Below are 21,292 nucleotides of genomic sequence, written 5' to 3'. Positions count from 1 at the left end.
CACCATGTTCAAGACTTGGCTTTGCATCGTTTGCGGCCTGATTTACGACGAAGCGCTGGGTTGGCCTGAGGATGGCATCCTCGCCGGCACACGCTGGGAAGATGTGCCCGAAGACTGGGTCTGCCCGGAATGTCATGTCGGCAAGGCTGATTTCGAAATGCTCGACATCAGTGAGTACACGCAGGCGGTTACCGCCGTCAGCACGCCGCCGGTAGCGGTAGCGGCGCCTGTCGTTGCTACGGCACCGCGCCAGCCGATCGTCATCATCGGCAGCGGTTATGCCGGTTATGGCCTGGCCCAGGCATTGCGCAAGGCAGACCCCAAGGTCGATATCCGCGTGCTGACGCAAGAATCCGGTCACCTGTATTCGAAGCCTGCGCTGTCCATCGGACTGTCCCAGGGCAAAAGCGCTGAGGCGTTGTCCGGCGAATCGCCGCTGGCCATCGAGCAGCGTCTGAACATCCGCGTGTATCCGCACTGCAAAGTGTTGGGCATCGACAGTTCGGCACGACGCTTGCGCACCAGTTTCGGTGAAATGGAATACGGCCAGTTGGTGCTTGCCAGCGGTGCACAACCGATTCGCTTGCCGATTCAGGGCGACACTTCAGCGTTGATCAGCGTCAACAACCTGCAGGATTACCACGGCTTTCGTGAGCGCCTGACCGGTGTGCGGCGCGTGGCTATTTTGGGGGACGGCCTGATTGGTTGCGAGTTCGCCAATGACCTGGCCCACAACGGTTTTGACGTCAATGTCATCGGTCTGGGCCGCTGGCCAATGGAGCGTCTGCTGCCGGTTGAGGCCGGGCACGTACTGCAAAATGCGCTCAGCGATCTGGGGGTGAAGTGGCATCTGCAAAACACCCTGGAGGCCATCGAAGCCAACGCACAGGGTTATCACTTGAAACTTGCCAATGGCCAAGCCATCGAGGCCGATCTGGTGTTGTCCGCTGTGGGTCTTCGCCCTGACCTGAGCCTGGCAGAAAGCGCCGGCGCAGCGGTTGGGCGGGGCATTCAAGTGAATGCCCAGATGCAGACCAGCGTACCGGGGATTTTTGCCTTGGGTGACTGCATCGAAATCGATGGGCAACTGCTGCCTTACCTGGCGCCGATCAATCAAGGGATTGCAGCGCTGGCCAAGACACTGCTCGGCCAGCCGACGCCGGTCGATTATCCGTTGATGCCGGTGACGGTGAAGACGCCGGCCGCACCGCTGTGTCTGTTGGCGCCTGCAGTAGCCAGTGAAGGTGAATGGCGCTGCACGCCGACCGATGATGGCTTGAGCGCCGGGTTCTACGACGCGTCGGGTCGGCTCAATGGCTTTGTCTTGCTTGGTCGCCAAGCGCAAACGCAACGCAGCGTGTTGCTGCAGTCCTGTCAGCATTCCCAGCAGGCGGTTGCCTGAGGCCCGAATCATGAAAAACACCATTAACCTTCCATTCGATGACACGAGTTGCGGCTGGTACTCAGCGCTGCCTGCGCAACCGGCTTGCAAGCGTCTGTCGGGCGAACAGCGTGCAGACTACGCCGTGATTGGCGCGGGCTTCGCTGGACTGGCCGCTGCCCGTCGCCTGGCCGAACATCATCCGCAGGCCCGTATCCTGCTGGTGGACGCGCAACGGGTGGCCCACGGTGCCTCGGGGCGCAATTCCGGTTTTGTGATTGACCTGCCGCACAAGTTCGCCCTGGAGCACCCGGACCCCGCGCACAAACAACGCCTGTTGTCGCTCAACCGTACCGCGATTTCGCAGCTGCAAGGGCTCGTGCAAAACCATGGCATCGATTGCCAGTGGTCCCATGCCGGCAAGTATCAAGGTGCCGTTGGCGCCCGTGGCGAGGCTTATCTTGATCATTTCGAACGCCTGATGAGCGACCTCGGCGAACCGTTCCGCCGGGCCGATTCCGCCGAGCTGACGAAAGTATTGGGCACCGGTCATTACAGCGGCGCGATTTACACCCCCGGCTGCTACCTGATGCAACCGGCAGCGCTGGTCACCGGCCTGGCTCGTACCTTGCCGGACAACATCGAACTGTTGGAAGAATCCCCCATCCAGCGTCTGGAGCGTGATGGTCGTGGCGGCTGGATTCTGCACGGCACGGCGGGACTGATCCGCACACCGCAACTGCTGTTGGGAACCAGCATCTTCACTCAGGAGTTCGGCTACCTGCGCAATCGCCTGTTGCCGGTGATGACGTTCGCCAGCTGGACTCGTCCGCTGACCGATGCGGAACTGGCCACTTACGGCGGCCAACTGGACTGGGGCTTGACCCCGGCGGACCATGCCGGCACGACCGTGCGCATGACTCAGGATCGTCGGCTGATCATCCGCAACACCTACAAACACGTGCCCAAATACGGTCGCAGCACCAGCGATGGCATGCGTTCGAAAGTGCGCGATTCGCACCGCAAGGCATTCCTGGCGCGCTTTCCGCAATTGGCCGACGTGCCTTTCAGCCATACGTGGGGCGGTGTTTATGCGATCTCGCGCAACTTCACCAATTTCTTCGGTGAGCTGGAACCTGGCGTGCACGCGTCAGCCTGCGACAACGGCGTGGGGGCGGCCTGGGGCACGATTTCCGGGACGATGCTGGCCGATCTCGCTGTCGGTGCCGAGTCGGCGCAGTTGAATGATATTCGCGCCGTGACCGGCATGCCGTCGCTCAATCCGCCGGAGCCGTTCCTCGGCCTGGGCGTGCGCTCGCGCATTCATCTGGCGGCGTGGAACAGTCGGAGCGAGCTATGAACCACGCGGAAAAAAGCAAAAGCCGGGTGCTGCGCATTGATCATCAAGACCTGGACTTTACCTTCCGTGGCGGTCCGCCCGGCGCCGCTTATGTAGCGCGAGCCCTCAGCAACGAAGTCTCGCCGAACATCGGTGTGGGCTTCGCCCGCTGGGAAGGTGCGCAGGTGGCCTGGACGGTGCTCTACGACGAAGTGATTTTCGTGATCGAGGGCTGCTTCGAACTGCAGGTCGGCGACGAGCCTTTCCACGTCACGCCCGGGCAGTTGCTGTGGATTCCCGAAGGCACCGAACTGGTTTATGGCGGGCATGCGTTGTTCGGGTATGTGGTGCACCCGGGCAACTGGAAGCAGCTTCACGGCTTGGCTTGAGCCGTATTATCCGGGGATCGCACGGTGATAAGACTGACAAAAACCTTCGGCGCCCTCTACCTGGCCAGCTTGTTGATGCAGTTGGGATCGACCTTGCTGATGACCTACCTGGCGCTGCGCCTGAATGCGATGGGCGCGACCGAAACGGCTGGCGGTGCGTTGATGGCCGCCAACGCGCTGGGGATGGTGCTGGGTGGCTGGGTCGGGCGCAGCCTGATCACACAGGTCGGCCACATTCGAACCTATGCGGCTTGTGCCGGAACGATTGCGGCGGCGGTGCTGGCGCATGAGTTCAGCACCTCCTTGCCGTTCTGGCTGGTGCTGCGGGGGCTGGTCGGGTTGGCAATGATGTGCCAATTGATGGTGTTGGAAAGCTGGCTCAATGACCAGGCCAAAACTGAACAGCGCGGCAGTGTATTGGCGTTGTACATGGTCGCCAGTTACGTCGGCATGATGCTCGGGCAACTGGCCTTGAGCCTTGATGAGGGCTTGGGGATCCGTGCGTTGCTGGCGGTGGCGATGGTGTTCGCGCTGTGTTCGGTGCCGGTGGCACTCACCCGCAGCGCCCATCCGACGGCGGTGCCGTCGGCCTCGATTGATTTGCGGTTGTTCCTGCGGCGCATTCCTCAGTCGCTGGTGACGATTCTGGTGTCGGGCATGATCAACGGCAGCTTCTACGGCCTGGCCTCGATCTATGCGAGCAAGCAGGGGCTGGGCACGGCGCAGGTCGGCCAGTTCATGGCGTTGACCATCGGCGCCGGGCTGTTGGCGCAGTTACCGCTGGGCTGGCTCTCGGAACGATTGCCCCGCGCGAGTCTGATCCGCGCCGTGGCGGTGTTGCTGGTGCTCATCAGCCTGCCGCTGGGTTTCTATCAAGCGCCTTCGTTCATGACCTTGCTGTGGTTCGGTGCAGGCATCGGCTTTTTGCAGTTCTGTCTGTACCCGCTCGGCGTGGCGTTGGCCAACGACAATATGGAGCCGCAACTGCGCGTATCGCTGTCGGGCATGTTGTTGATCACCTTCGGTGTCGGCGCGTGCTTCGGTCCGCTGATCGCGGGTGTGTTGATGGAGCACTTCGGCACGTCGAGTTTTTACCTGTTCTATGCGGGCAGTGCAGCGTTGCTCGCGCTGTGCGTGGGCCAGGCGAAAGTCACGGGCAAGCACCTGCAAAAGGATGCGCCACTGCAACACCCCTCGACTCCCAACGGCATCGCCAGCTCCAGTCTGGCGTCGGTGGTCGAGCCTGTCAGTGAGTGCGTGGACGGGCGTTGAGCGAAGGAGGGCGGAACGGATTTATTGATGCGTTTTTCTCATGAGTCGGTGATTAAAAATGGTTTGAACGATGGTCAGGTATCAATCATCTTGGCGATGCTGCCAAAACCGAGATAGACCGGAATTAAACTGCAGATAAACAGCGCGCTGGCATCAGTTGATATCAGGCGATAAGCATCTTGCGGAATACTCTCTAAAACCCTTAAACAAAAACAAAAGGGGAAAACAATGCGTGCGCAATCAGGCATGTTAAAAGGCTTGAACCCGAATGTGACAGTCGCTTCGATATTAGCGGTGATCTCATTTGTTCTATTTTGTGCATTTAAAGATGAGCAGGCAGCCAAGGCCTTCGAAATGGCTTCGGTGTTTATCCTGCATAATTTCAAGTGGTATTACCTCACCCTGATCAGTGGTGTACTCGGTCTGCTGCTTTATATCTCCGTCAGCCGTTTCGGCAATCTCAAACTGGGCACCGAACATGACCGGCCCGAGTTCAGCTTCGCCTCGTGGATCGCCATGCTGTTCAGCGCCGGGATGGGCATCGGACTGATCTTCTGGTCCGTCGCCGAACCCATGCTGCACTATGCCGACAACCCGTTTTCCAAGGGCCTGACGGACGAATCGGCGACTCTGGCGATGCGCATCACCCTGTTCCACTGGGGCCTGCACCCGTGGGCGATTTTCTCCATGATTGGCCTGAGCCTGGCGTATTTCGCCTACCGTAAAGGCTTGCCGCTGGCCCTCCGTTCGTTGCTGTACCCGTTGATTGGCGACCGCATCTACGGCTGGATAGGTCATGTCGTAGACATCATGGGCGTGGTTATTACCGCGTTCGGTGTTTCGCAATCTTTGGGGCTGGGCGTCGTTCAAATCAATACCGGGTTGCATCAGGTATTCGGTATTCCGGTAAGTGTCGGATTGCAATTATCCATTATTCTGTTTGTCAGTATTATTGCCTGTATTTCGCTACTGGCCGGGTTGTCCAAGGGCATGAAGCGTATCTCCACGCTTAATATGTATCTGTCCTTCATTTTGATGTTGGCGGTGCTTGCAATTGGCCCGACTCGCTACATTCTGAACCTCATGTTTGAGTCCACCGGCGACTATGTGCAAAACATTGTCGGTCTGAGCTTTTGGATGGACACGCAAAAAGACAGCGAATGGCAAAACTGGTGGACCGCGTTCTACTGGCCGTGGTGGATGACCTGGGGGCCTTTCGTCGGCCTGTTCATTGCGCGAATTTCCAAAGGCCGGACCATCCGTGAGCTGGTGATCGGCGCGCTGCTGGTGCCAACCATGGTGACCATTCTGTGGATGTCGGTGTTCGGTGGTGCGGCGTTGAAAAACGAACAGCAGGACCGTCAGGCGTATCAGGCGACTGTCGCCAGTCAGGTTGTTGCACAGGAGCAGCCGAAGTTCGAAGGCGGCACGGTGCTGCTCGCCACCAAAAAAGAAACCACGGCGGCCATGTTCACGCTGGTTCAGTCACTTGATGGCCCTACTGTTGGCGCCATACTCTCGATACTGGTGTGCGTATTGCTGGGCGTGCACTTTGTTACCACGGCAGATGCCGGAACCCAGGTGTTGTGTACCTTGTGTGCCCTGGGCAGCACCAATCCGCCCAACTGGATCAGGTTGCTGTGGTGCATTCTAGAAGGGGCGATTGCTGCGGGGTTGCTGCTGGCGGGTGGACTCAAGGCCATCCAGATGGCGAGTATCGCGGCAGGGTTGCCGATTGCGATGTTGCTGCTGGTGATGTCGTACACCTTGATTCACAGCTTGCGCAAAGAGATGCCTAGTCTGCCGGCCTGGGCACCCACGGCGGGTGTTTTGCCGGAAGTTGAGCGTCGTGAATCAGAGTCGGCTGTGGTGCGTGTGGGTTCGTTGGCTGCTGCGCAGGCGTAAGGCGCGGCATCGTTGCAAATCCCTGTGGGAGCGAGCCTGCTCGCGATGGCGGCGTGTCAGGCAACCGGAATGCTGGATGTGCCGGCCTCATCGCTAGCAGGCTAGCTCCCACAGTTTTATCGGGTGTCGCCGAAACTGCGCAGATGCGGTTATTCAGACCCTACGCGTTATCGATTGCGCCCTGCATTCCCCCTCATTCTGTTCACAGTGTTTGTCCGGCTCTGCGCTGTTTGGCGCCGGGGTAAACACCTAGCATCGTCTCTACGGAATGGGCCCACGCCATGGGTTCACAACGTACAAGCAAACCCACTTGAACGAGACGGTGAACCTCATGAACATCTCAAAAATCGCGATTTTCCTTGCACTCAGTTGTATCGGCGCGCAGGGCTTTGCCGAAGAAAGCCACGCCAAAGTGTCGAGAGACCAGCCACCGGTTGAGACCTACACCTACGGTTCGAAACTGGACGTGAAAAAGGTCATTTCCGTGACCGATGTTCCGCCAGAATGTGGCCCGGTATCGGCGCAAATGACTTATGAAGATTCCCAAGGTCAACGGCATGTCCTGCAGTATCAGGTCATGGGCACCGGATGCTCGAACGGTTGAGTACTGTGATGACGGTGGAGGGTCGACACTCCATCCGGCCAGGGCGGGTTCTTTCAGTTGTTTTTGGCGCGTATTGACGAGCGCGCAATTTTGTCATCGGTCGCCAGCAACCCGGGCAGGTAGTCTTTGAGAAACTCCACCCAGGTTTTTATTTTTGCATCGACGAATTTTCGTGAAGGGTAGATCGCAAACAGGTTCAACTCTTCGAAGTGATAGTCCGGCAGGACCCGCACCAGGGTGCCTGCCTTGAGGCCGGCCACGGCAGACGCAATGGGCTGAATGCCAATGCCCATGCCACGGGTGATGGCGACGGTCATGGCGTCGGCGGTGTTGACGTGAAACAGCGACACCGGTGTATTCACGGTTTCCACGCCTTCTGGCCCCTCGAAAACCCAGTGCTCGGCCGGCATCACCGTGTTGACGATTCTCAGGCAATCATGCGCACCCAGCGAACCCGGCGTGTCGGGCATTCCGCGTTTCTCCAGGTACTGCGGCGAGGCACAGAGGATGCTGTAAGTGATGCCCAGCCGCTGCGCAACGAAGCCTGAATCCGGCAGGTCCCGCGCCAACACAATCGACATGTCGTAGCCTTCTTCCAGCAAATCCGGCAGCCGATTGGTCAGGGTCAAATCAAACAACACCGAGGGATGTGTCTCGCGGTATTTGGCGATGGCGTCGATCACGTAGTGATTGCCAATGGCCGACAGAGCATGAATCTTCAAGCGGCCCACGGGTGTGACCTGTGCGGTGCCGGCTTCCTCTTCTGCCTCGCGCAGCTCTTCCAGAATCTTCTCGCAGCGTTGCAAATAGCGTGTGCCGGCCTCGGTCAGGGCCAGGCGTCGGGTCGTGCGGTTGATCAGGCGTGTTTGCAACCGGGCCTCCAGGCTGGAGACCGCTTTGGAAACGTTGGTCGTGGTGGTGTCCAGCAACTGGGCCGCTGCGGTAAAGCTACCGGTTTGGGCAACCGCCGAAAAGAAGCGCATGGTCTGGAAAACATCCATCGTCTTTACCTCTGGGATCAAGCGAAATCAGCGACAACACATACTTTGTAGCAGCTGGCAAAGCCTGCGTTCGGCTGCGAAGCAGTCGTGAGATCCATGCGCGCGATCTACCTGACAGAGCGCAACATCTGAACTCACGACTGCTGCGCAGCCCAACGCAGGCTGCGCCAGCTGCTACAAAAATGTATGACGTCAGGACTTGCGCGGGATGAATCCGGGCACACCCGTCTCTACCACCGAGTTGAAGCGTATCCGCGTTGTGATCTCTTCGCGAATTTCTACCATGGCCCTGTGGGGCAGGGTGGTGATGTCGAAGTTTTCGCGGATATGTCTCGGTGTCGCCGAGGTGGTCAGGAACGCTACACCGCGTTGCACAGCCCAGGCCAGTAAGACTTGGGCCGGAGTGCGCTGCAAATGCCGGGCGATGCCGGTAATCACCTCGTCTTCCAGCACGTTCGGTTCCATGCCATGGCCGAGCGGAGCAAAGGCGAGGACGACAATTCCATGCTGTTGGCAAAACTCCAGCAACTCCCATTCCGGCAGGTAAGGGTGGGATTCGACTTGCACCACGGCAGGCTTGATCCGCGCCTCGGCGACGATTTCATTCAACGCTTCGAGGGTGATATCGGACAAGCCGATAGCGCCGCAACGGCCGTCATCCACCAGTTGCTCAAGCGCCCGCCAGGTGTCGATCAGCTTCACGTCGCCGTCGTAGAGGACATGCCCGAACGCGTCCCGTGGGTCTTGATCGTCACCCGCTTTGAAGGCGAAAGGCGTGTGGATCAGGTAGCAATCGATGTAGTCCACCTGGAGCCGACGGCAACTGGCTTCGAACGCCGGCAACACGCGCTCGGGGCGGTGGTTGGTGTTCCACAGCTTGGTGGTGATGAACAGATCTTCACGGCGCGCCTTGCCCGCGTCGATGAACGCTTTGAAGGCCACGCCAACACTTTCTTCATTGCGATACCGCTCGGCGCAATCGAAATGACGGAACCCGGTTTCCAGTGCGTGGGTGATCGCCTCGGTGGTGACGCTGAGGTCTTTGAACAGGGTGCCGAAGCCGACGGCAGGCATCTTGCCCGTACCGTGATTCAGCGCAAATTTTGTATCGCGAAGTTCATCGTGAAACGCTTCGTAGGACATGTCATTACTCCAAATATCGAGGCCGCAGCCTCTACTGATACGCACGTTGTGGGGCTTGGCGACTGGCAACCCGTTGCTCGAAGACGCCAACCGAGTTGCCGCCGAGGGCTACAAACAGCTGCACGGTGTCGAGGTACTGCGCGGTCTTCACGCGGATATGGCCCAGCAGCGACTGTTCATAGGCGCGCTCGGCTTCCAGCACCTGGAGGATGCTGTTTTCACCTTGGGCGTAGGCTTGCCGGTTCAACCGCAGGCTGGTTTCGGCCGCTTGCAGAGCCTCTTCCTGGGCGCGGAATTCTTCGGCGTCATGGTTGATGGCTTGCAGCGTGTCCGCGACCTGGCCGAACGAACTGATGACGGTCTGCTGATAGCCGGCGAGCGTCGCGTTGTAGCCTTCGACGGCGGCCAGCTGCTCAGCCTTGAGCGTTCCGCCATTGAAGATCGGCCCGGCGATGCCCGCCGCGAAGCCCCAGAGCGCGGCCCCTCCATTGCCTGACGCGGCCTGGGCCAACGAGGCGGACAACGTCACCCGTGGATAAAGATTGGCGGTCGCCACGCCAACGGCGGCGCTGGCGATGTGCAGCTCGGCCTCGGCCTGGCGCACGTCCGGCCGGTCGTGGGCCATTTCCGAGGGCAGACTCACCGGCACGTTCGACGGCAAAGCGAATTCGTCAAGGTGGAAGTCCGGCGCGATCCAGTCAGCCGGGCCCTTGCCGGTCAGAATCGACAGCGCATGGCGGGCCGCGTCACGTTGCTGGGCCAATGGCGGCAGCAGCGTGCGGTCTTGGGCAAGCCGCGTCTCGGCTAGCGAAACATCAATCTGCGTGGTCGTGCCGTTGATCAGCGCCGCGCGCACCAGTTCGAGGTTCTTGGTGTCGTTGGCCAGCAGTTTCTCCACGGCCAGGATTTGCGCATTGGCCGATGCGATCAACAACGACTGGCTGGCAACCTCGCCGGTCAGGGTCAGATACGCCGCTTCGAAGCGATGCTTTTGCAGATCGGTGAACGCTTGCTGTTGTTCGACCAGACGTTTGTTGCCGCCGAACACATCCAGGTCGAAACCGACCCGTGGCCCGATGGCGTAGAAGTTGGAGATCGAAGGCTCCTTGGCGTTGTGCACCCGTTGGCGACCCGCCGTCGCGCCGAAGTCGACCTGCGGGTACAGCGCACCTTGCGCCGCCGCTACGGATTGCGACGCCTGGCGAATGGTTGCATCGGCAGCGACCAGCTCAAGGTTGCCGTCGATGGCCCGGCGCACCACCTGGTCCAGCTTGGGTGAGCGGAAAGCCGACCACCATTGCCCGCTGACTTTCTGGCCGAGCGCGATGCGCTGCTGACCGCCGAGATGTTGTTCGGCCTGTTGATCGTAATGCTGTGACGGGCTCGCTTCAGGTGTTTTGAAGTCAGGGCCGACGGTGCAGGCCGAGAGAAAAACCAGCGCCGACAGTGCCGTGAGTTTCGGTTGGAACAGATGACTGGATTTCATTGGGCACACTCCACGAAAACTAGTTGGCCGCAGCAGGTTTGCGAAGAAAGAGAATCAGCGGGCTGACCACCAGCATTGCCACCATCAGGATCTTGAATTGGTCGACAACGGCGATGAACGCAGCCTGGTGGGTGATCAGGTGGTTGAGCCCTTCAAGCGCCGGCAGTGGCAACGACGCGGTACCGAAATGCGCGGCGGCGCTATAGGGCGTCACGTTGTTGCCAAGCGCCAGATGCATCGCCTGCGTATTGTTGAAGAAGAAAACCTGCACGATCGCCACACCAATGGTGCTGCCGTACACCCGCGAAAGATTGAACAGACCGGTGCCTTCCGGACGCAGCGCAGGGTCAAGGGTGCTGAACGCCACCTTGGTCAGCGACGGCATCAACATGCCGATGCCGATCCCCTGGATCGCGCCGGTGACTGCAACGGGCGACCAGTCCATCAACGGCGAATAGCCGAGCATCAACCAATTGGCGTAAATCACCGCGCCCGCACCCGCCGCCACGAACCACCGACGGTCGAAACGCTCCGGCACACGCCCCATCAACAGGAACGCGCCAACCAGCCCGATACCGCGCGGGATGGTCAAGGCACCGGTGGTGTCAGGCGGGTAGCCGAGGATTTCATCGAGCATCGGCGAGGTCAGCGCCATGGTCGACAGCAGCACGAAACCGACGGCGAAAAAGATGATCGTCGACAGCACGAAATTGCGATCGCCGAACAGACGCTTGTTGAGGAAGTGCACCTGTCTGGTCAGCCTGTGCATCATGAACAAGTACAGGCCCAGCGCACTGGCGAGCGCCTCGATCCAGATTTCCGGCGAGTCGAACCAGTCCAGGCGTTCGCCGCGGTCGAGCAGCATTTGCAGGCTGATCAACGCCAGCGTGAAAGTGCCGAAACCGAAGAAATCGAACGCCGGCGCCTTCGCGGCTTTTTTCTCCGCCAGCAGCAGTGCCACGACCAGGAAGATGTACGCCGACAACGGCAGGCTGATGTAGAAGATCGGACGCCAGTCGTAATGCTCGGCGATCCAGCCACCGATGCTCGGGCCGCTGACAATGCCCACGAGGACGATGGCGGTCCAGGTCGCGCCAAACTTCATGCGTTTCTCGGGGGCCAATGTCTCCATGGCAATCGCCATCGACAACGGCGCCAACACGCCACTGGCCAGGCCCTGGATGATGCGAGCGCCGATGAATTCCAGCGGCGTGCTGGACACCGTGGCCAGCAGCAAGCCGAGGACGAAGAAAGCCAGGGCAGCCTGATACACGAACTTCAAACCGAAACGCGCGGCCAGCCACTGCGCAACGGGCATGGTGATCGCACTCGCCGCAAGGTACGCGGTGAAAATCCAGCCCGCCTGGTCGTCGGTCATCGACAGGCTGCCTTGAATCAGCCGCAGTACCGCGTTTGGCAACGGCAGGTTTGCCGACTGCATGTAAGTCGCGAGCAGAACGGCCAACCTGAGCGAGCGCGCACTGCTTGCATTCGGGGTTGTATCTGCATGGGCGTTCATTAGAAGTTACCTGCCGTCAGCAACGATTTGAGTGGTTGCCACCATGGCGTGCTGTATCCGGTGTCGACCTTGACCGTGGCACTGGTGCCCGAAAACAGCGGCAGGGCAGGGTCGGCGTCATCCAGTTCGAGGCGAACCGGTACCCGCTGAACAACCTTCACCCAGTTGCCGGTGGCGTTTTCCGGCGGCAGCAGGGCGAAGTCCGAACCGGCACCGGGGCTCATGCTGGTGACGTGGGCCTTGAACACGCGGTCCGGGTAGGTGTCGATGCGGATGGTTGCTTCCTGGCCGGGGCGCATGTGCGTCACCTGGGTTTCACGGAAGTTGGCCTCGACCCAGATCTCGTGATCGGAAATCAACGCAAAGGCCGGTGCGCCGTTGTTCAGGTAGTTGCCCACCTGCAAGTCATCGACCTTGGCAACGATGCCGTCAGCCGGCGCATAAACCGTGGCGTACGCGAGGTACAACTGCGCTTCGTCCAGATGCGCCTTGGCCTCGCGAACGCTCGGATGGCTGTCGGCTTCGATGTTCGGGTTGCCGTTCAAGGCCACAACGGTGCTGGCGATCTGTTGCTCGATCGAGGCGATGCGCTGCCGTGACACTTTGAGGTCGGTTTCCGAGCGTTCATAAAGCGAGCGGGAAACGAACTCGGTCGCCACCAGCGCTTTCTTGCGGGCAAATTCCTTCTGATCGAAACCCGCCGATTCTTTGGCCGATTGCAGTTCCGCTTGTTGCTGGCGATAGCTGGCCTTGAGGCCATCGATGCGCAACCGCGCGACGCTCAGTTGTGCTTCGGCACGATTGATCGCGATCTGCAACGGCTTGGGATCGATGCGAAACAGCACCTGGCCCTTGGTCACCTTCTGATTGTCTTCAACGGCGATTTCGACAACCTGTCCGGAAATCCGTGCGTTGATCGAGGCCTTGGCCACCCGGGCATAGGCGTTATCGGTGGTGACGAAAGGCACGCCGGCCATGTAGTGGGTGTAGCCAATGGCGGCGAAGAGTGCAGGCACCCCAACCATCAGCCAGGGCCGGAGTTTTTCCTTCAAGGGTTTCTTGATGGGCGATTGGGCCTCAAAGGCCTGCGAAGCGGGGATATCGATTTGTGTCGTCATGATCGAAAGCACCTTTAACCGGGAATTCGGGCCTGGCGTCATCGCCTGGCACCGACATGAATAAATGCTGTTGGAAAGCAAACCCGCAGGCGGTTGGGAGGATCACTCCGCCGCCTCTGTTTCGTCGTTGCAACACCCGGTTCGAGCTTCGCGTGAACAAACATGGATCAAGGAATTTGTGGTTCCTTATTTTTGTGCGATGGTGTAAAAATATCCCCACATTCACCTTCCTGCAAGGATTTTGTACGACATGGCACAAAATAAACTGACAGAGGGTAAAGGCCGCGGCCGGCCCCGTGCGTATGACCCGCAGACAGCGCTGCAACAAGCACTCGGGGTTTTCTGGAGCACCGGCTATTCGGGCGCGTCCCTGGACAGCATCGCCACGGCGGCGGGAATGAATCGCCCGAGCCTCTATGCAGCCTTCGGTGACAAACATTCCCTGTACATCAAGGCGCTGGAGCAGTACTGGGAAGTGGCCTCGGCCGAGATGCAGGGCGCGCTGACAGACCCAGGCCTGACGCTGCGTGAAGCGCTGATGCGTTTCTACGAAGGGCAGTTGTCGATCTACTTCTCGGGCGAAGGCCAGCCACGCGGCTGCTTCGCGATCGGCACGGCGACTACCGAAGCGGTTGAGGACCCGGAAATTCGCGGGGTTCTTTCGGATCGGCTCAGCCGCCTCGACGCCGATCTGGAAGCGCGCCTGCGAACGGCCATCGAATCCGGCGAATTGAAAGGCGATGTCGACGTGGCGGCGTTGGCGGTACTGGCGTCATCGCTGCTGCACAGCATTTCGATTCGAGCGCGGGCGGGTAAGTCCCGCAGCGAACTGACCGAGTTGGCGCGCAATGCGGTGAGCGTGATCTGCGGTGAGTGAGGGGCTTGAAGACTTATTGGCCGAGGGATTGGCGGTGGTGTTTTGCGGGATCAACCCCGGCATGACCGCTGCCGCCCAAGGGCATCACTTTGCGGGCCGGGGCAATCGCTTCTGGCGCACGCTGCATCTGGCTGGGTTTACCCCCGGGCTAGTGCCGCCGGAAAGCGATCGGACGATTCTTCAATATCAGTGCGGCTTGACGGCGGTGGTCGACCGACCGACGGCGCGGGCAGATCAGCTGTCGAAGCAAGAGTTCACCGCAGCGGCGGCGGCTTTCGAACAGAAAATCGCTCGTTATGCACCGCGCTATGTGGCGTTTCTCGGGAAAGCGGCGTACTCGGCGCTATCCGGTCAGCGCAACGTGGAGTGGGGACTTCAGGATAGGACTATCGGCAATGCCGCCGTGTGGATCTTGCCCAACCCCAGTGGACGAAACCTGGCGTTCAACCTGGAGCAATTGGTGGTTGCCTACCAGCAACTCAGGCGGACTGCTTTCGAGTCGCCTCAGTAGTTCATCCCGTCATCAATCGCGATGCCTTGCGCACGCATGGCCTTGATCAGCTCGCCTCGGGTGCCCGGCAGGTTGAGCATGGTTTTGGCGCGCAATGCCGCGACTTCTTCTGCGCTGTAAGGCTGATAGTCCGCCGGCATGCTCTGGCCGGCCATGCCGTCTTCGCGCATCAGCCAGTTGAGCAAGTCTGCCAGTTGCGCGTTGTTCAACGCCGACTGCGACATGCCTGGCACCCGCACCAGGAATTCGCGGCCACCGGGGACTTTCAGGAAGTTGCCGACAAAGCCTTTCATCCGCGGCGTGTCGTTGGCGGCGGAACCGCTGCCGTCGCCCAAGTGGCAGCCCGCGCATTGCAATTGGTAATTCACGCCAACGCTGTAATTGGCCTCGGCGATGGGCTTTTGCAGTTCTTCGTTGCCCGGCGCATGGCGCTGGCCAGGGTTTGGGATGGCCCGGGCATGGACGAGCGGGGTGGTCATGAGGCAGGCCAGGCCGAAGATGAGCAACTTACGCATGACAACCCCTTCTTGTTTGTTGTGCCCTGAAAAGATCGCAGCCTGCGGCAGCTCCTACAGGAGTACGCGGACAATGTAGGAGCTGCCGTAGGCTGCGATCTTGTAAAAAAACCGCCGGTGCACAGGCAACCGGCGGCAAAGCGCGTGTCAGACCGCCACGCCGCGGATGATCGAAACGGTGCAGTGGTAGATGTGCGATTTGGCGGCCAGGCACCAGTTCACATCGTTGTTGTTGAACGGGCGGTAGGCCGGTTCTTCACTGTCGTTGCGGGTGCAGGCGCACTGGGCGCAGCTTTGCTTACCGCAGCAGTCGTTATACGAAATGATGTAGTCCTTGCCGTCGGCCGGGTTGCGGCAGGTGCCGATCCAGGTCACTTGCGAGGCTTCGGTGCCCGGTGGGCAGGACGTCACCGAACCACCGCAGCAGCTGCACAGAAAGCCGTCGATGGAACAGTAACGCCAGTAGTCGCAGCTGTTCGGATCACCGGGGTCGCCCGCCTTCGGGTCAGTGGCGGCCAGCGCCTTGCTGGTGCGATCCAGTGGCAACAGCAGCGGCAGGGCGGCACCGGCCACCATCAGCGAGCCCATGCGCGACAGCAGTTTGCGGCGCGAGGTGGTGTCGGCAACACGGCGCGTCGAGCGCTCGAACAACAGATCCAGCAGTTTCATAAACGTCTCCCTGCCTTATCAGTGGCTATGGCCGTGGCTGTGGTCATGATCGTGAGGCTGAGCATTGAGGTACTGCTGCAGCGTGGCGTGCTTCAAGTGCTCGACTTCGAACAGGCTGTCCAGGTGCTCGCGAGAGTTGACCAGGCCTTTGGCGCGCAGGGTGCCGGCCTTGTCGATCAGCGCGGCGTACGGCAGCTTGCCGATCTGGTAGGTCATGCCCACTTCCGGACCGACCACGTAGGTCGCGTCTTCCAGTTTGTGTTCGCGGATCAGTGCTTGCTGGGCGTCCATGTCGCCATCGCTGACAAACACCACGTCGAGAGTCCCGGCCTGTTCCTTGGCGATGGATTTGATCGCCGGCAGCAAGGATTTGCAGATCGGGCAGGTCGGCGAGAGGAAGAACAGCAGTTGCGATTTCTCGCCGGCATAACCGAAGTTCACCGGGCGACCGTTACGGTCGGCGGCGGTGATTTGCGGTGCGGCTTCGTTGACGGCCACGCCTTTGTCGACCATCAGCGCGCCGGCCGGGGCCAGGCGACCGTGCAGCACACCAATCTGACGAACCAGGCCCATGACGACGAACGCCACGGCCACCAGCAGTACCCAGAGCAGAACGTTGGAAACGATCAAGCCTTCCATTTTGATTACCTACCAATCAATTTGAGCAGAAGAGGGGAGTTCGCCATCAGGCCTGCGGCCGCGGCGTAGATGAGCAGCGCAACAGCGGCGGCGGCCACGGTCACAAAGCCATCGAACACAGTCATGTCACGCACCACCGGCGCCACGCTCGCCAGCAGCGCTACCGCCACCAGCACGCTGTTGCGCAGCAGCAGGACCGGGCGCAGCGGTTGCGCCTGGTCCGGGCCGGCACAGCCGCAGTCGATGTCACGACGACCGCGCCACAGGTTGATGCCGATAGCCGCCGCGTACAGCGCCAGCAGGCTGGCCGCACTCAACGCCGCCCAGCCGCGGCTGAGCGGAACCAGCAGCGCGAAAGCAATGGCGAGTTCCAGCAGCGGAATCAACCGAGCGCTCGGGCGCACCAGTGCAGCGGGCAGCAATTGGTAGTCCGCCAGCTGTTTGGCGAAGCGTGCCGGCGCCCGCACCTTGTGCGTTGCGGCACTGGCCAGCAGCGCCGAAACGGCGAGCGCGCTGGCTATGATGAAGATCGGATCTGATTGCATGGCCGAACCTCGTTTAGTAGCTCATGACCTGAGTCGCGGTTTTGGCGACCTTGGCCATGCTGCCGGTGTGCTTGTTGGTCTTGAGGTCGAAAATCTGCAAGCCACCTTCAACATCGGTGCCCAGCAACAGCGGCTTGTCGTCGCCGGTTGCCTGCATGCTCCACACCGGTGCCGGGGCTTCCAGGGTGGCGATTTTCTTCATGGTCTTGAGGTCATAGGCCCAGATGAAGGTGCTTGGGTCTTCCCACTTCATCGGTTCATGAGCGTCGTGCATCAGCACGTACAAGCGGTTCAGCTTGGGTGCGACGGCCATCAACTGCCAGCCACCCGGCGCCCAGCCGGCCTTCTTTTCCTCGTCGGTGGTCAGCGACCAGCTCGGCAGGATTTTCGGCGTGTCGCCGGAGAAGTCCACGCCGCGCACGGTGCCGGTGGTGGTGGTGAAGTAGTAGGTGTCGCCGACGTTGACCGCACGCTCGACCAGTTTCTCGGCGTTCGGGTCAAAGAACGGCGTGCGGTTGCGAGCGGTTTCCTGTCCCTGATCGTTCAGTGTCACCACTTGCAGGCTGCCGTCGCCGCACAGCGAGGCGAAGCGACGTTTGCCGACCGGGTAGTTGAGCACGCAGCCAGGGATCGCGATCTCGGTCGCAACGGCTTTGCTCTGGGTATCGACCACGGTCACCGAGGTCGACGGGGTGAAGTTGTAGACGTAGACGAAGCGGTCATCGCCGCTGGTCTTCAGGCCGTAGCGCTGGGTCAGCGATTCGGCGCGCTTGTTCGGGATCAGCACTTCCCAGGCCGGCGACAGGGTCGAGGTGTCCCAAGCGGTCAGCACGTCGGTACGGGTGCCACGGGTGCCACGGGAATACCAGATGTCGGCGCTGTAGAGCAGCTTGCCGTCATGGCTCAGGGCCGAAGGCGCGGCGAAACCGGTCGGCACCATGCCCAACACGCGCTTCTGATCCGGGTCGACCACGGTGACGCGGCCGGCGACGAAGCTTTCGAATTCGACATCGACGACGAACGCGCGGTGCGGTTCAGCGGGGAAGGCCAGGGTGGTCTGGCCGATGCCGGTGTCGGCCGGCAGGTCCGCACGGGCACTGTTCAAGCCGAGTACAAGCAGGCTCAGGCCTAGCGCTGACTGTACGGAGATCCTGTTTGTTCGCATAAGGGGAACTTCCTGAATTGTTGGTAACGCGGATCGCGGGTGAGTGGGCAGATTCTGACCATCGAATAGTGCCTCGCCCGGCAAATCGGGGAATTGCGCTGTCTGCCAAGTGTTTGTGTATCTGTGCCAGTGATGGCCAAAGATCAAAAGATCGCAGCCTGCGGCAGCTCCTACAGGGTTCGTATTTCTCCTGTAGGAGCTGCCGCAGGCTGCGATCTTTTGCTTTTAGAGGGAGGAAGCGAGGGGGAGGGAGAAGCTGAAAACAGCGCCGCAAGGCTCCTGGTTTTGCGCCCAGATATCGCCGCGATGACGGCCGATGATGTTCTTGCACAGCGCCAGGCCGATGCCGTTGCCGCTGACCTTGGACGAGAAGAAACCGTCGAACAGCTTTTCTTGCGCCTGGGCCTGGATGCCGCGCCCGCTGTCTTCAATGCGCACCAGCGCCACGCCGTTGTCGGCGCGGGCATGGATGCGCAGCAATCGGCGCTCGATGGGCAGGTCGGCCATTTCTTCAATGGCGTTGAACGCCAGATTGAGGATCACCTGGCCGATCAACACTTTCTCGCAGCTCACCCGCAGCGGCTCGGCCGAGGTGACGATTTCCACGCGTACCAGACTCGGATCGGCGCGCAAACTGATGAAGTAGCGGGTCTCGCGCAGCAACTCGTTAAGGTCGACCAGCTCTTCGCTTTGCTCAAGCTTGACCACGTAATCGCGCACGCTCTTGATGATCACCGAAGCGTGCTCGATTTGCCGCACGGCGCTCTGCAAACCCCAGGTGACGCCGGGGTCGGCATCGGCCACGTTGCCCAGACGAATCACCGTGCCTTCAATGAAATTACGCGTCGCGGCCAGTGGCTGGCTCAACTCGTGGGCGATGGCCACGGCCATTTCTCCCATGGCGTTGTAACGCGCCAGGTATTCCAGTTTCTGCTCGCTGACCCGCCGCGCCTCTTCAGCCTGCACCTGCTCGGTGACATCGCGGAACAACAGCAGATGACCGACCAGATCGTCCTCAATCTCGATGTAGCGGCAAGTCGCGTCATGCCAGCGCCACTCGCCGTCGCACCGCTGCACTTTGTAGTGAACGCTGAACGGCGCGTGTTCCGGCGTTTCGTTGGCGAGCTGTTGCAACAGCCGCTGGCGTGAAGCGTCGTCGCACCAGCCGAGAAAATTCTTGCCCATCAACTGATGCACTTCGCTATCGAGCAAGTGCGCACCGGAGTCGCTGATAAAACGGATATCACCGTCTGGCCCCAGCACAGCCACCCCTTCGGCCAGATCCTGCATGAAGGCCTTGAGCCGGCTCTCGAAGCGCTTGAGATCGCGTTTGACCTTGTCTTCTTTGGAGATGTCGCGGAACTGCACCATCAGCACATCGCGACCGTCCAGGTGCACCAGCGTCGCCACCGCTTCGGAAAGAATCTCCACGCCTTGCTTGGAGCGATAGCACCACTCGATGGCGCGCTGGCCTGTGCGCGCGGCGCCTTCGAGCCAGCGCAAGCCCACCGAGCGCCGGTATTTCGGGGCGTCGCGGGTCATGTCCGGCGCCTTGAGCGGCGTCAGTTCTTCCAGGGTAAAGCCCAGCGCGGCCAGGGCGGCGGCGTTGGCCCAGAGAATTTCCTTGGTGTGCGCGTCGTGAAGAATGATGCACAGCGGCATGGCTTCGATCAGCGCATAAAAGTCGTTCGGTTTCGGCAAGTACATCGCGCAGCCCTTGGTGGCAGTGAGTTCCGACCGGTGGAGCCGGAAGTATGGCGTTTTATACCCGCTCGCGCATGGGGATGCGCTCAGAGGTATGGGGTATCGGCCTAGGGGTTTTCTTTAGTCGGGGGGCTGCACGCACCAATAGTTGCGCCGGGGTGCGGTTTTTACACTGGACCGCAATGCAAGGGTGACCACCACACCCTGTAGGCGCTGCCGAAGGCTGCGATCTTTCGATTCTTGAACATCAACATCAAAAGATCGCAGCCTTCGGCAGCTCCTACAGGTAACGGTGAGGCCCCACTAACAATAAGCAAAACGGAGAAAGCCCATGCTGCGTTCAGCGGTTGCGCAACAAGACGCTCTGATCGGTGTTGACGAGAACGTCGTCGATAGCCAGGCCTTTGCGCAGGTACTGGATGAAGTGCGCCAGCGTCGTGAAGAATTCGACGCGGTCTCTCATGTGCCACGGGACATGATCGAGCGTTTCAAACAAGTGGGCATCTACCGTGCCGCCACGCCGAAATGCTTCGGCGGTGATGCGCTGGCGCCAGCGCTGTTCCTGCAAATGATCGAACGCATCTCCGAAGCCGATGGCTCGGCGGGCTGGGTGGCCAGCTTCGGCAGCGCCGGTGTTTACCTGGCGGCTTTGCCACGCGAAACCCTGGCGGAACTCTACGCCGACAGCCCCGACCTGGTGTTCGCCGGCGGCTTGTTCCCGTTGCAACCGGCCGAAGCCGTGGAAGGCGGCTACCAAGTCAACGGCACCTGGAAATTCGCCAGCGGCTGCAAAGGCGCAGACCTGTTGGGCGTGGGCATCGGCGCCGCTGGCGGCAAGCCGCGCACTGCGGTATTTCGCCCGGAGCAAGTCGACATCGTCGAGAACTGGGATGTAGTCGGCCTCAAAGGCACCGGCAGCCATGACCTGCGTGTGACCGATAAGCGCGTTGACGAACGCTGGACCTTCATCCGTGGCGGTGCCTCGACCATCGACGAACCGCTGTTCCGCTATCCGTCGATTGCCTACGCCGCGCAAGTGCTGGCAGTGGTCAACCTCGGTCTGGCCCGTGCGGCCCTCGACGAAATCAGCCGCATGGCGGGTGGTTCGGGCATCACCGGCGCACCGAAACTGTCCGACCGCGCTTACGTGCGCATCGAAATCGCCAAGGCCGAAGCCAAGCTCGCCGCCGCACGCGGATTTTTCTACAACGCCACCGAACAGGTGTGGAACTCGATCATCAAAGGCAACCCGGTCACGCCGGAGCAGACCAGCCTGTTGCGCCTGTCGGCGATCCACGTTTCCCAGGCCGGTGCCGAAGTGGTGCAAAGCGCCTACAGCCTCGCCGGCACCACCGCCATTTACCTGCGCCATCCGCTGCAACGCTACCTGCGCGACTCGATGGTAGTGACCCAACACGCCTTCCTCAGCGAAGGCCTGTACGACGGCGCCGGCTCGGTGTTCCTCGGCGTCCCGCCGTTCCCGGGCTACATCTGAATTTCCATCCATTTT

Annotated in this window: 20 protein-coding genes and 1 pseudogene; 10 read left to right on the top strand and 11 right to left on the bottom strand. The window is 60.6% G+C overall.

The window, feature by feature from the left end:
* Window positions 1–4: 4 nt before the first annotated feature.
* The 7 genes and pseudogenes from KVG88_RS31035 to KVG88_RS05150 form a co-directional block, all read left to right on the top strand.
* Window positions 5–169: pseudogene (locus KVG88_RS31035) on the top strand (rubredoxin); the annotation flags it as partial.
* The gene (locus KVG88_RS05175) at window positions 158–1,402 is read left to right on the top strand and encodes an FAD-dependent oxidoreductase (RefSeq protein ID WP_225933894.1); all 1,245 of its coding nucleotides are present in this window, start codon (window positions 158–160) and stop codon (window positions 1,400–1,402) included. The pseudogene KVG88_RS31035 and the gene KVG88_RS05175, both read left to right, overlap by 12 nt.
* A gap of 10 nt (window positions 1,403–1,412) precedes the next feature.
* Window positions 1,413–2,741 carry an NAD(P)/FAD-dependent oxidoreductase gene (locus KVG88_RS05170; protein WP_217870546.1) on the top strand — a complete coding sequence of 443 codons (1,329 nt, stop codon included), beginning with the start codon at window positions 1,413–1,415 and terminating at the stop codon, window positions 2,739–2,741.
* Window positions 2,738–3,109 carry an ethanolamine utilization protein EutQ gene (locus KVG88_RS05165; RefSeq protein ID WP_217870544.1) on the top strand — a complete coding sequence of 124 codons (372 nt, stop codon included), beginning with the start codon at window positions 2,738–2,740 and terminating at the stop codon, window positions 3,107–3,109. Before KVG88_RS05170 ends, KVG88_RS05165 begins: the two co-directional genes overlap by 4 nt.
* A 24-nt stretch (window positions 3,110–3,133) precedes the next feature.
* Entirely contained in the window at window positions 3,134–4,381 is a 1,248-nt protein-coding gene (locus tag KVG88_RS05160; protein WP_217870543.1) for an MFS transporter, read from the top strand.
* 228 nt (window positions 4,382–4,609) lie between these two features.
* Entirely contained in the window at window positions 4,610–6,286 is a 1,677-nt protein-coding gene (locus KVG88_RS05155) for a BCCT family transporter (RefSeq protein WP_225933851.1), read from the top strand.
* 331 nt (window positions 6,287–6,617) lie between these two features.
* The gene (locus KVG88_RS05150; protein ID WP_217870542.1) at window positions 6,618–6,890 is read left to right on the top strand and encodes a DUF2790 domain-containing protein; all 273 of its coding nucleotides are present in this window, start codon (window positions 6,618–6,620) and stop codon (window positions 6,888–6,890) included.
* Window positions 6,891–6,943: 53 nt separating this feature from the next.
* Here KVG88_RS05150 and KVG88_RS05145 read toward each other — a convergent pair whose 3' ends face one another.
* The 5 genes from KVG88_RS05145 to KVG88_RS05125 all read right to left on the bottom strand — a co-directional run bounded on the left by KVG88_RS05145 (window position 6,944) and on the right by KVG88_RS05125 (window position 13,157).
* On the bottom strand, window positions 6,944–7,891 hold the full coding sequence (locus tag KVG88_RS05145; protein WP_217870540.1) for a LysR family transcriptional regulator: 948 nt from the start codon (window positions 7,889–7,891) through the stop codon (window positions 6,944–6,946).
* Window positions 7,892–8,083: 192 nt separating this feature from the next.
* Window positions 8,084–9,034, bottom strand: a complete 951-nt coding sequence (locus tag KVG88_RS05140; protein WP_217870539.1) for an aldo/keto reductase — start codon at window positions 9,032–9,034, stop codon at window positions 8,084–8,086.
* A 31-nt stretch (window positions 9,035–9,065) separates the two neighbouring features.
* Window positions 9,066–10,520, bottom strand: a complete 1,455-nt coding sequence (locus KVG88_RS05135; RefSeq protein ID WP_217870538.1) for an efflux transporter outer membrane subunit — start codon at window positions 10,518–10,520, stop codon at window positions 9,066–9,068.
* 19 nt (window positions 10,521–10,539) lie between these two features.
* A complete protein-coding gene (locus tag KVG88_RS05130; RefSeq protein ID WP_217870537.1) occupies window positions 10,540–12,039 on the bottom strand; it encodes a DHA2 family efflux MFS transporter permease subunit in 1,500 nt (499 codons plus the stop codon).
* Window positions 12,039–13,157, bottom strand: a complete 1,119-nt coding sequence (locus KVG88_RS05125) for an HlyD family secretion protein (protein ID WP_217870536.1) — start codon at window positions 13,155–13,157, stop codon at window positions 12,039–12,041. The genes KVG88_RS05130 and KVG88_RS05125 overlap by 1 nt, the downstream gene beginning before the upstream one ends.
* A 250-nt stretch (window positions 13,158–13,407) precedes the next feature.
* Between KVG88_RS05125 and KVG88_RS05120 the strand changes: the two genes are divergently transcribed.
* Both KVG88_RS05120 and mug read left to right on the top strand, forming a co-directional pair.
* Window positions 13,408–14,034, top strand: coding sequence for a TetR/AcrR family transcriptional regulator (locus KVG88_RS05120; RefSeq protein ID WP_150703482.1), 627 nt, complete (start codon window positions 13,408–13,410; stop codon window positions 14,032–14,034).
* Complete coding sequence (mug, locus tag KVG88_RS05115; protein WP_217870535.1) at window positions 14,027–14,545, top strand: G/U mismatch-specific DNA glycosylase; 519 nt, start codon at window positions 14,027–14,029, stop codon at window positions 14,543–14,545. The genes KVG88_RS05120 and mug overlap by 8 nt, the downstream gene beginning before the upstream one ends.
* Here mug and KVG88_RS05110 read toward each other — a convergent pair.
* The 6 genes from KVG88_RS05110 to KVG88_RS05085 all read right to left on the bottom strand — a co-directional run bounded on the left by KVG88_RS05110 (window position 14,539) and on the right by KVG88_RS05085 (window position 19,785).
* Entirely contained in the window at window positions 14,539–15,060 is a 522-nt protein-coding gene (locus KVG88_RS05110; protein ID WP_150703480.1) for a cytochrome C, read from the bottom strand. The genes mug and KVG88_RS05110 overlap by 7 nt on opposite strands.
* A gap of 147 nt (window positions 15,061–15,207) precedes the next feature.
* The gene (locus KVG88_RS05105) at window positions 15,208–15,729 is read right to left on the bottom strand and encodes a methylamine dehydrogenase light chain (protein WP_027620621.1); all 522 of its coding nucleotides are present in this window, start codon (window positions 15,727–15,729) and stop codon (window positions 15,208–15,210) included.
* Between the two features lie 18 nt (window positions 15,730–15,747).
* Window positions 15,748–16,368 carry a methylamine dehydrogenase accessory protein MauD gene (mauD, locus tag KVG88_RS05100; protein WP_150703479.1) on the bottom strand — a complete coding sequence of 207 codons (621 nt, stop codon included), beginning with the start codon at window positions 16,366–16,368 and terminating at the stop codon, window positions 15,748–15,750.
* Window positions 16,369–16,373: 5 nt separating this feature from the next.
* Window positions 16,374–16,913 carry a MauE/DoxX family redox-associated membrane protein gene (locus tag KVG88_RS05095; protein ID WP_150703478.1) on the bottom strand — a complete coding sequence of 180 codons (540 nt, stop codon included), beginning with the start codon at window positions 16,911–16,913 and terminating at the stop codon, window positions 16,374–16,376.
* 13 nt (window positions 16,914–16,926) lie between these two features.
* Window positions 16,927–18,078 (bottom strand): amine dehydrogenase large subunit, encoded by a 1,152-nt coding sequence (locus KVG88_RS05090; protein ID WP_217870534.1) that lies wholly within the window; start codon window positions 18,076–18,078, stop codon window positions 16,927–16,929.
* Window positions 18,079–18,303: 225 nt separating this feature from the next.
* Window positions 18,304–19,785 (bottom strand): PAS domain-containing sensor histidine kinase, encoded by a 1,482-nt coding sequence (locus KVG88_RS05085; RefSeq protein WP_217870533.1) that lies wholly within the window; start codon window positions 19,783–19,785, stop codon window positions 18,304–18,306.
* 328 nt (window positions 19,786–20,113) lie between these two features.
* Here KVG88_RS05085 and KVG88_RS05080 point away from each other — a divergent pair, with 328 nt between their 5' ends.
* Window positions 20,114–21,277, top strand: coding sequence for an acyl-CoA dehydrogenase family protein (locus KVG88_RS05080; protein WP_217870532.1), 1,164 nt, complete (start codon window positions 20,114–20,116; stop codon window positions 21,275–21,277).
* Window positions 21,278–21,292: the final 15 nt, after the last annotated feature.

It is taken from the genome of Pseudomonas azerbaijanoccidentalis, from assembly GCF_019145495.1.
GTDB lineage: Bacteria > Pseudomonadota > Gammaproteobacteria > Pseudomonadales > Pseudomonadaceae > Aquipseudomonas > Aquipseudomonas azerbaijanoccidentalis.
This window is presented reverse-complemented; position numbering and strand designations above follow the sequence as displayed.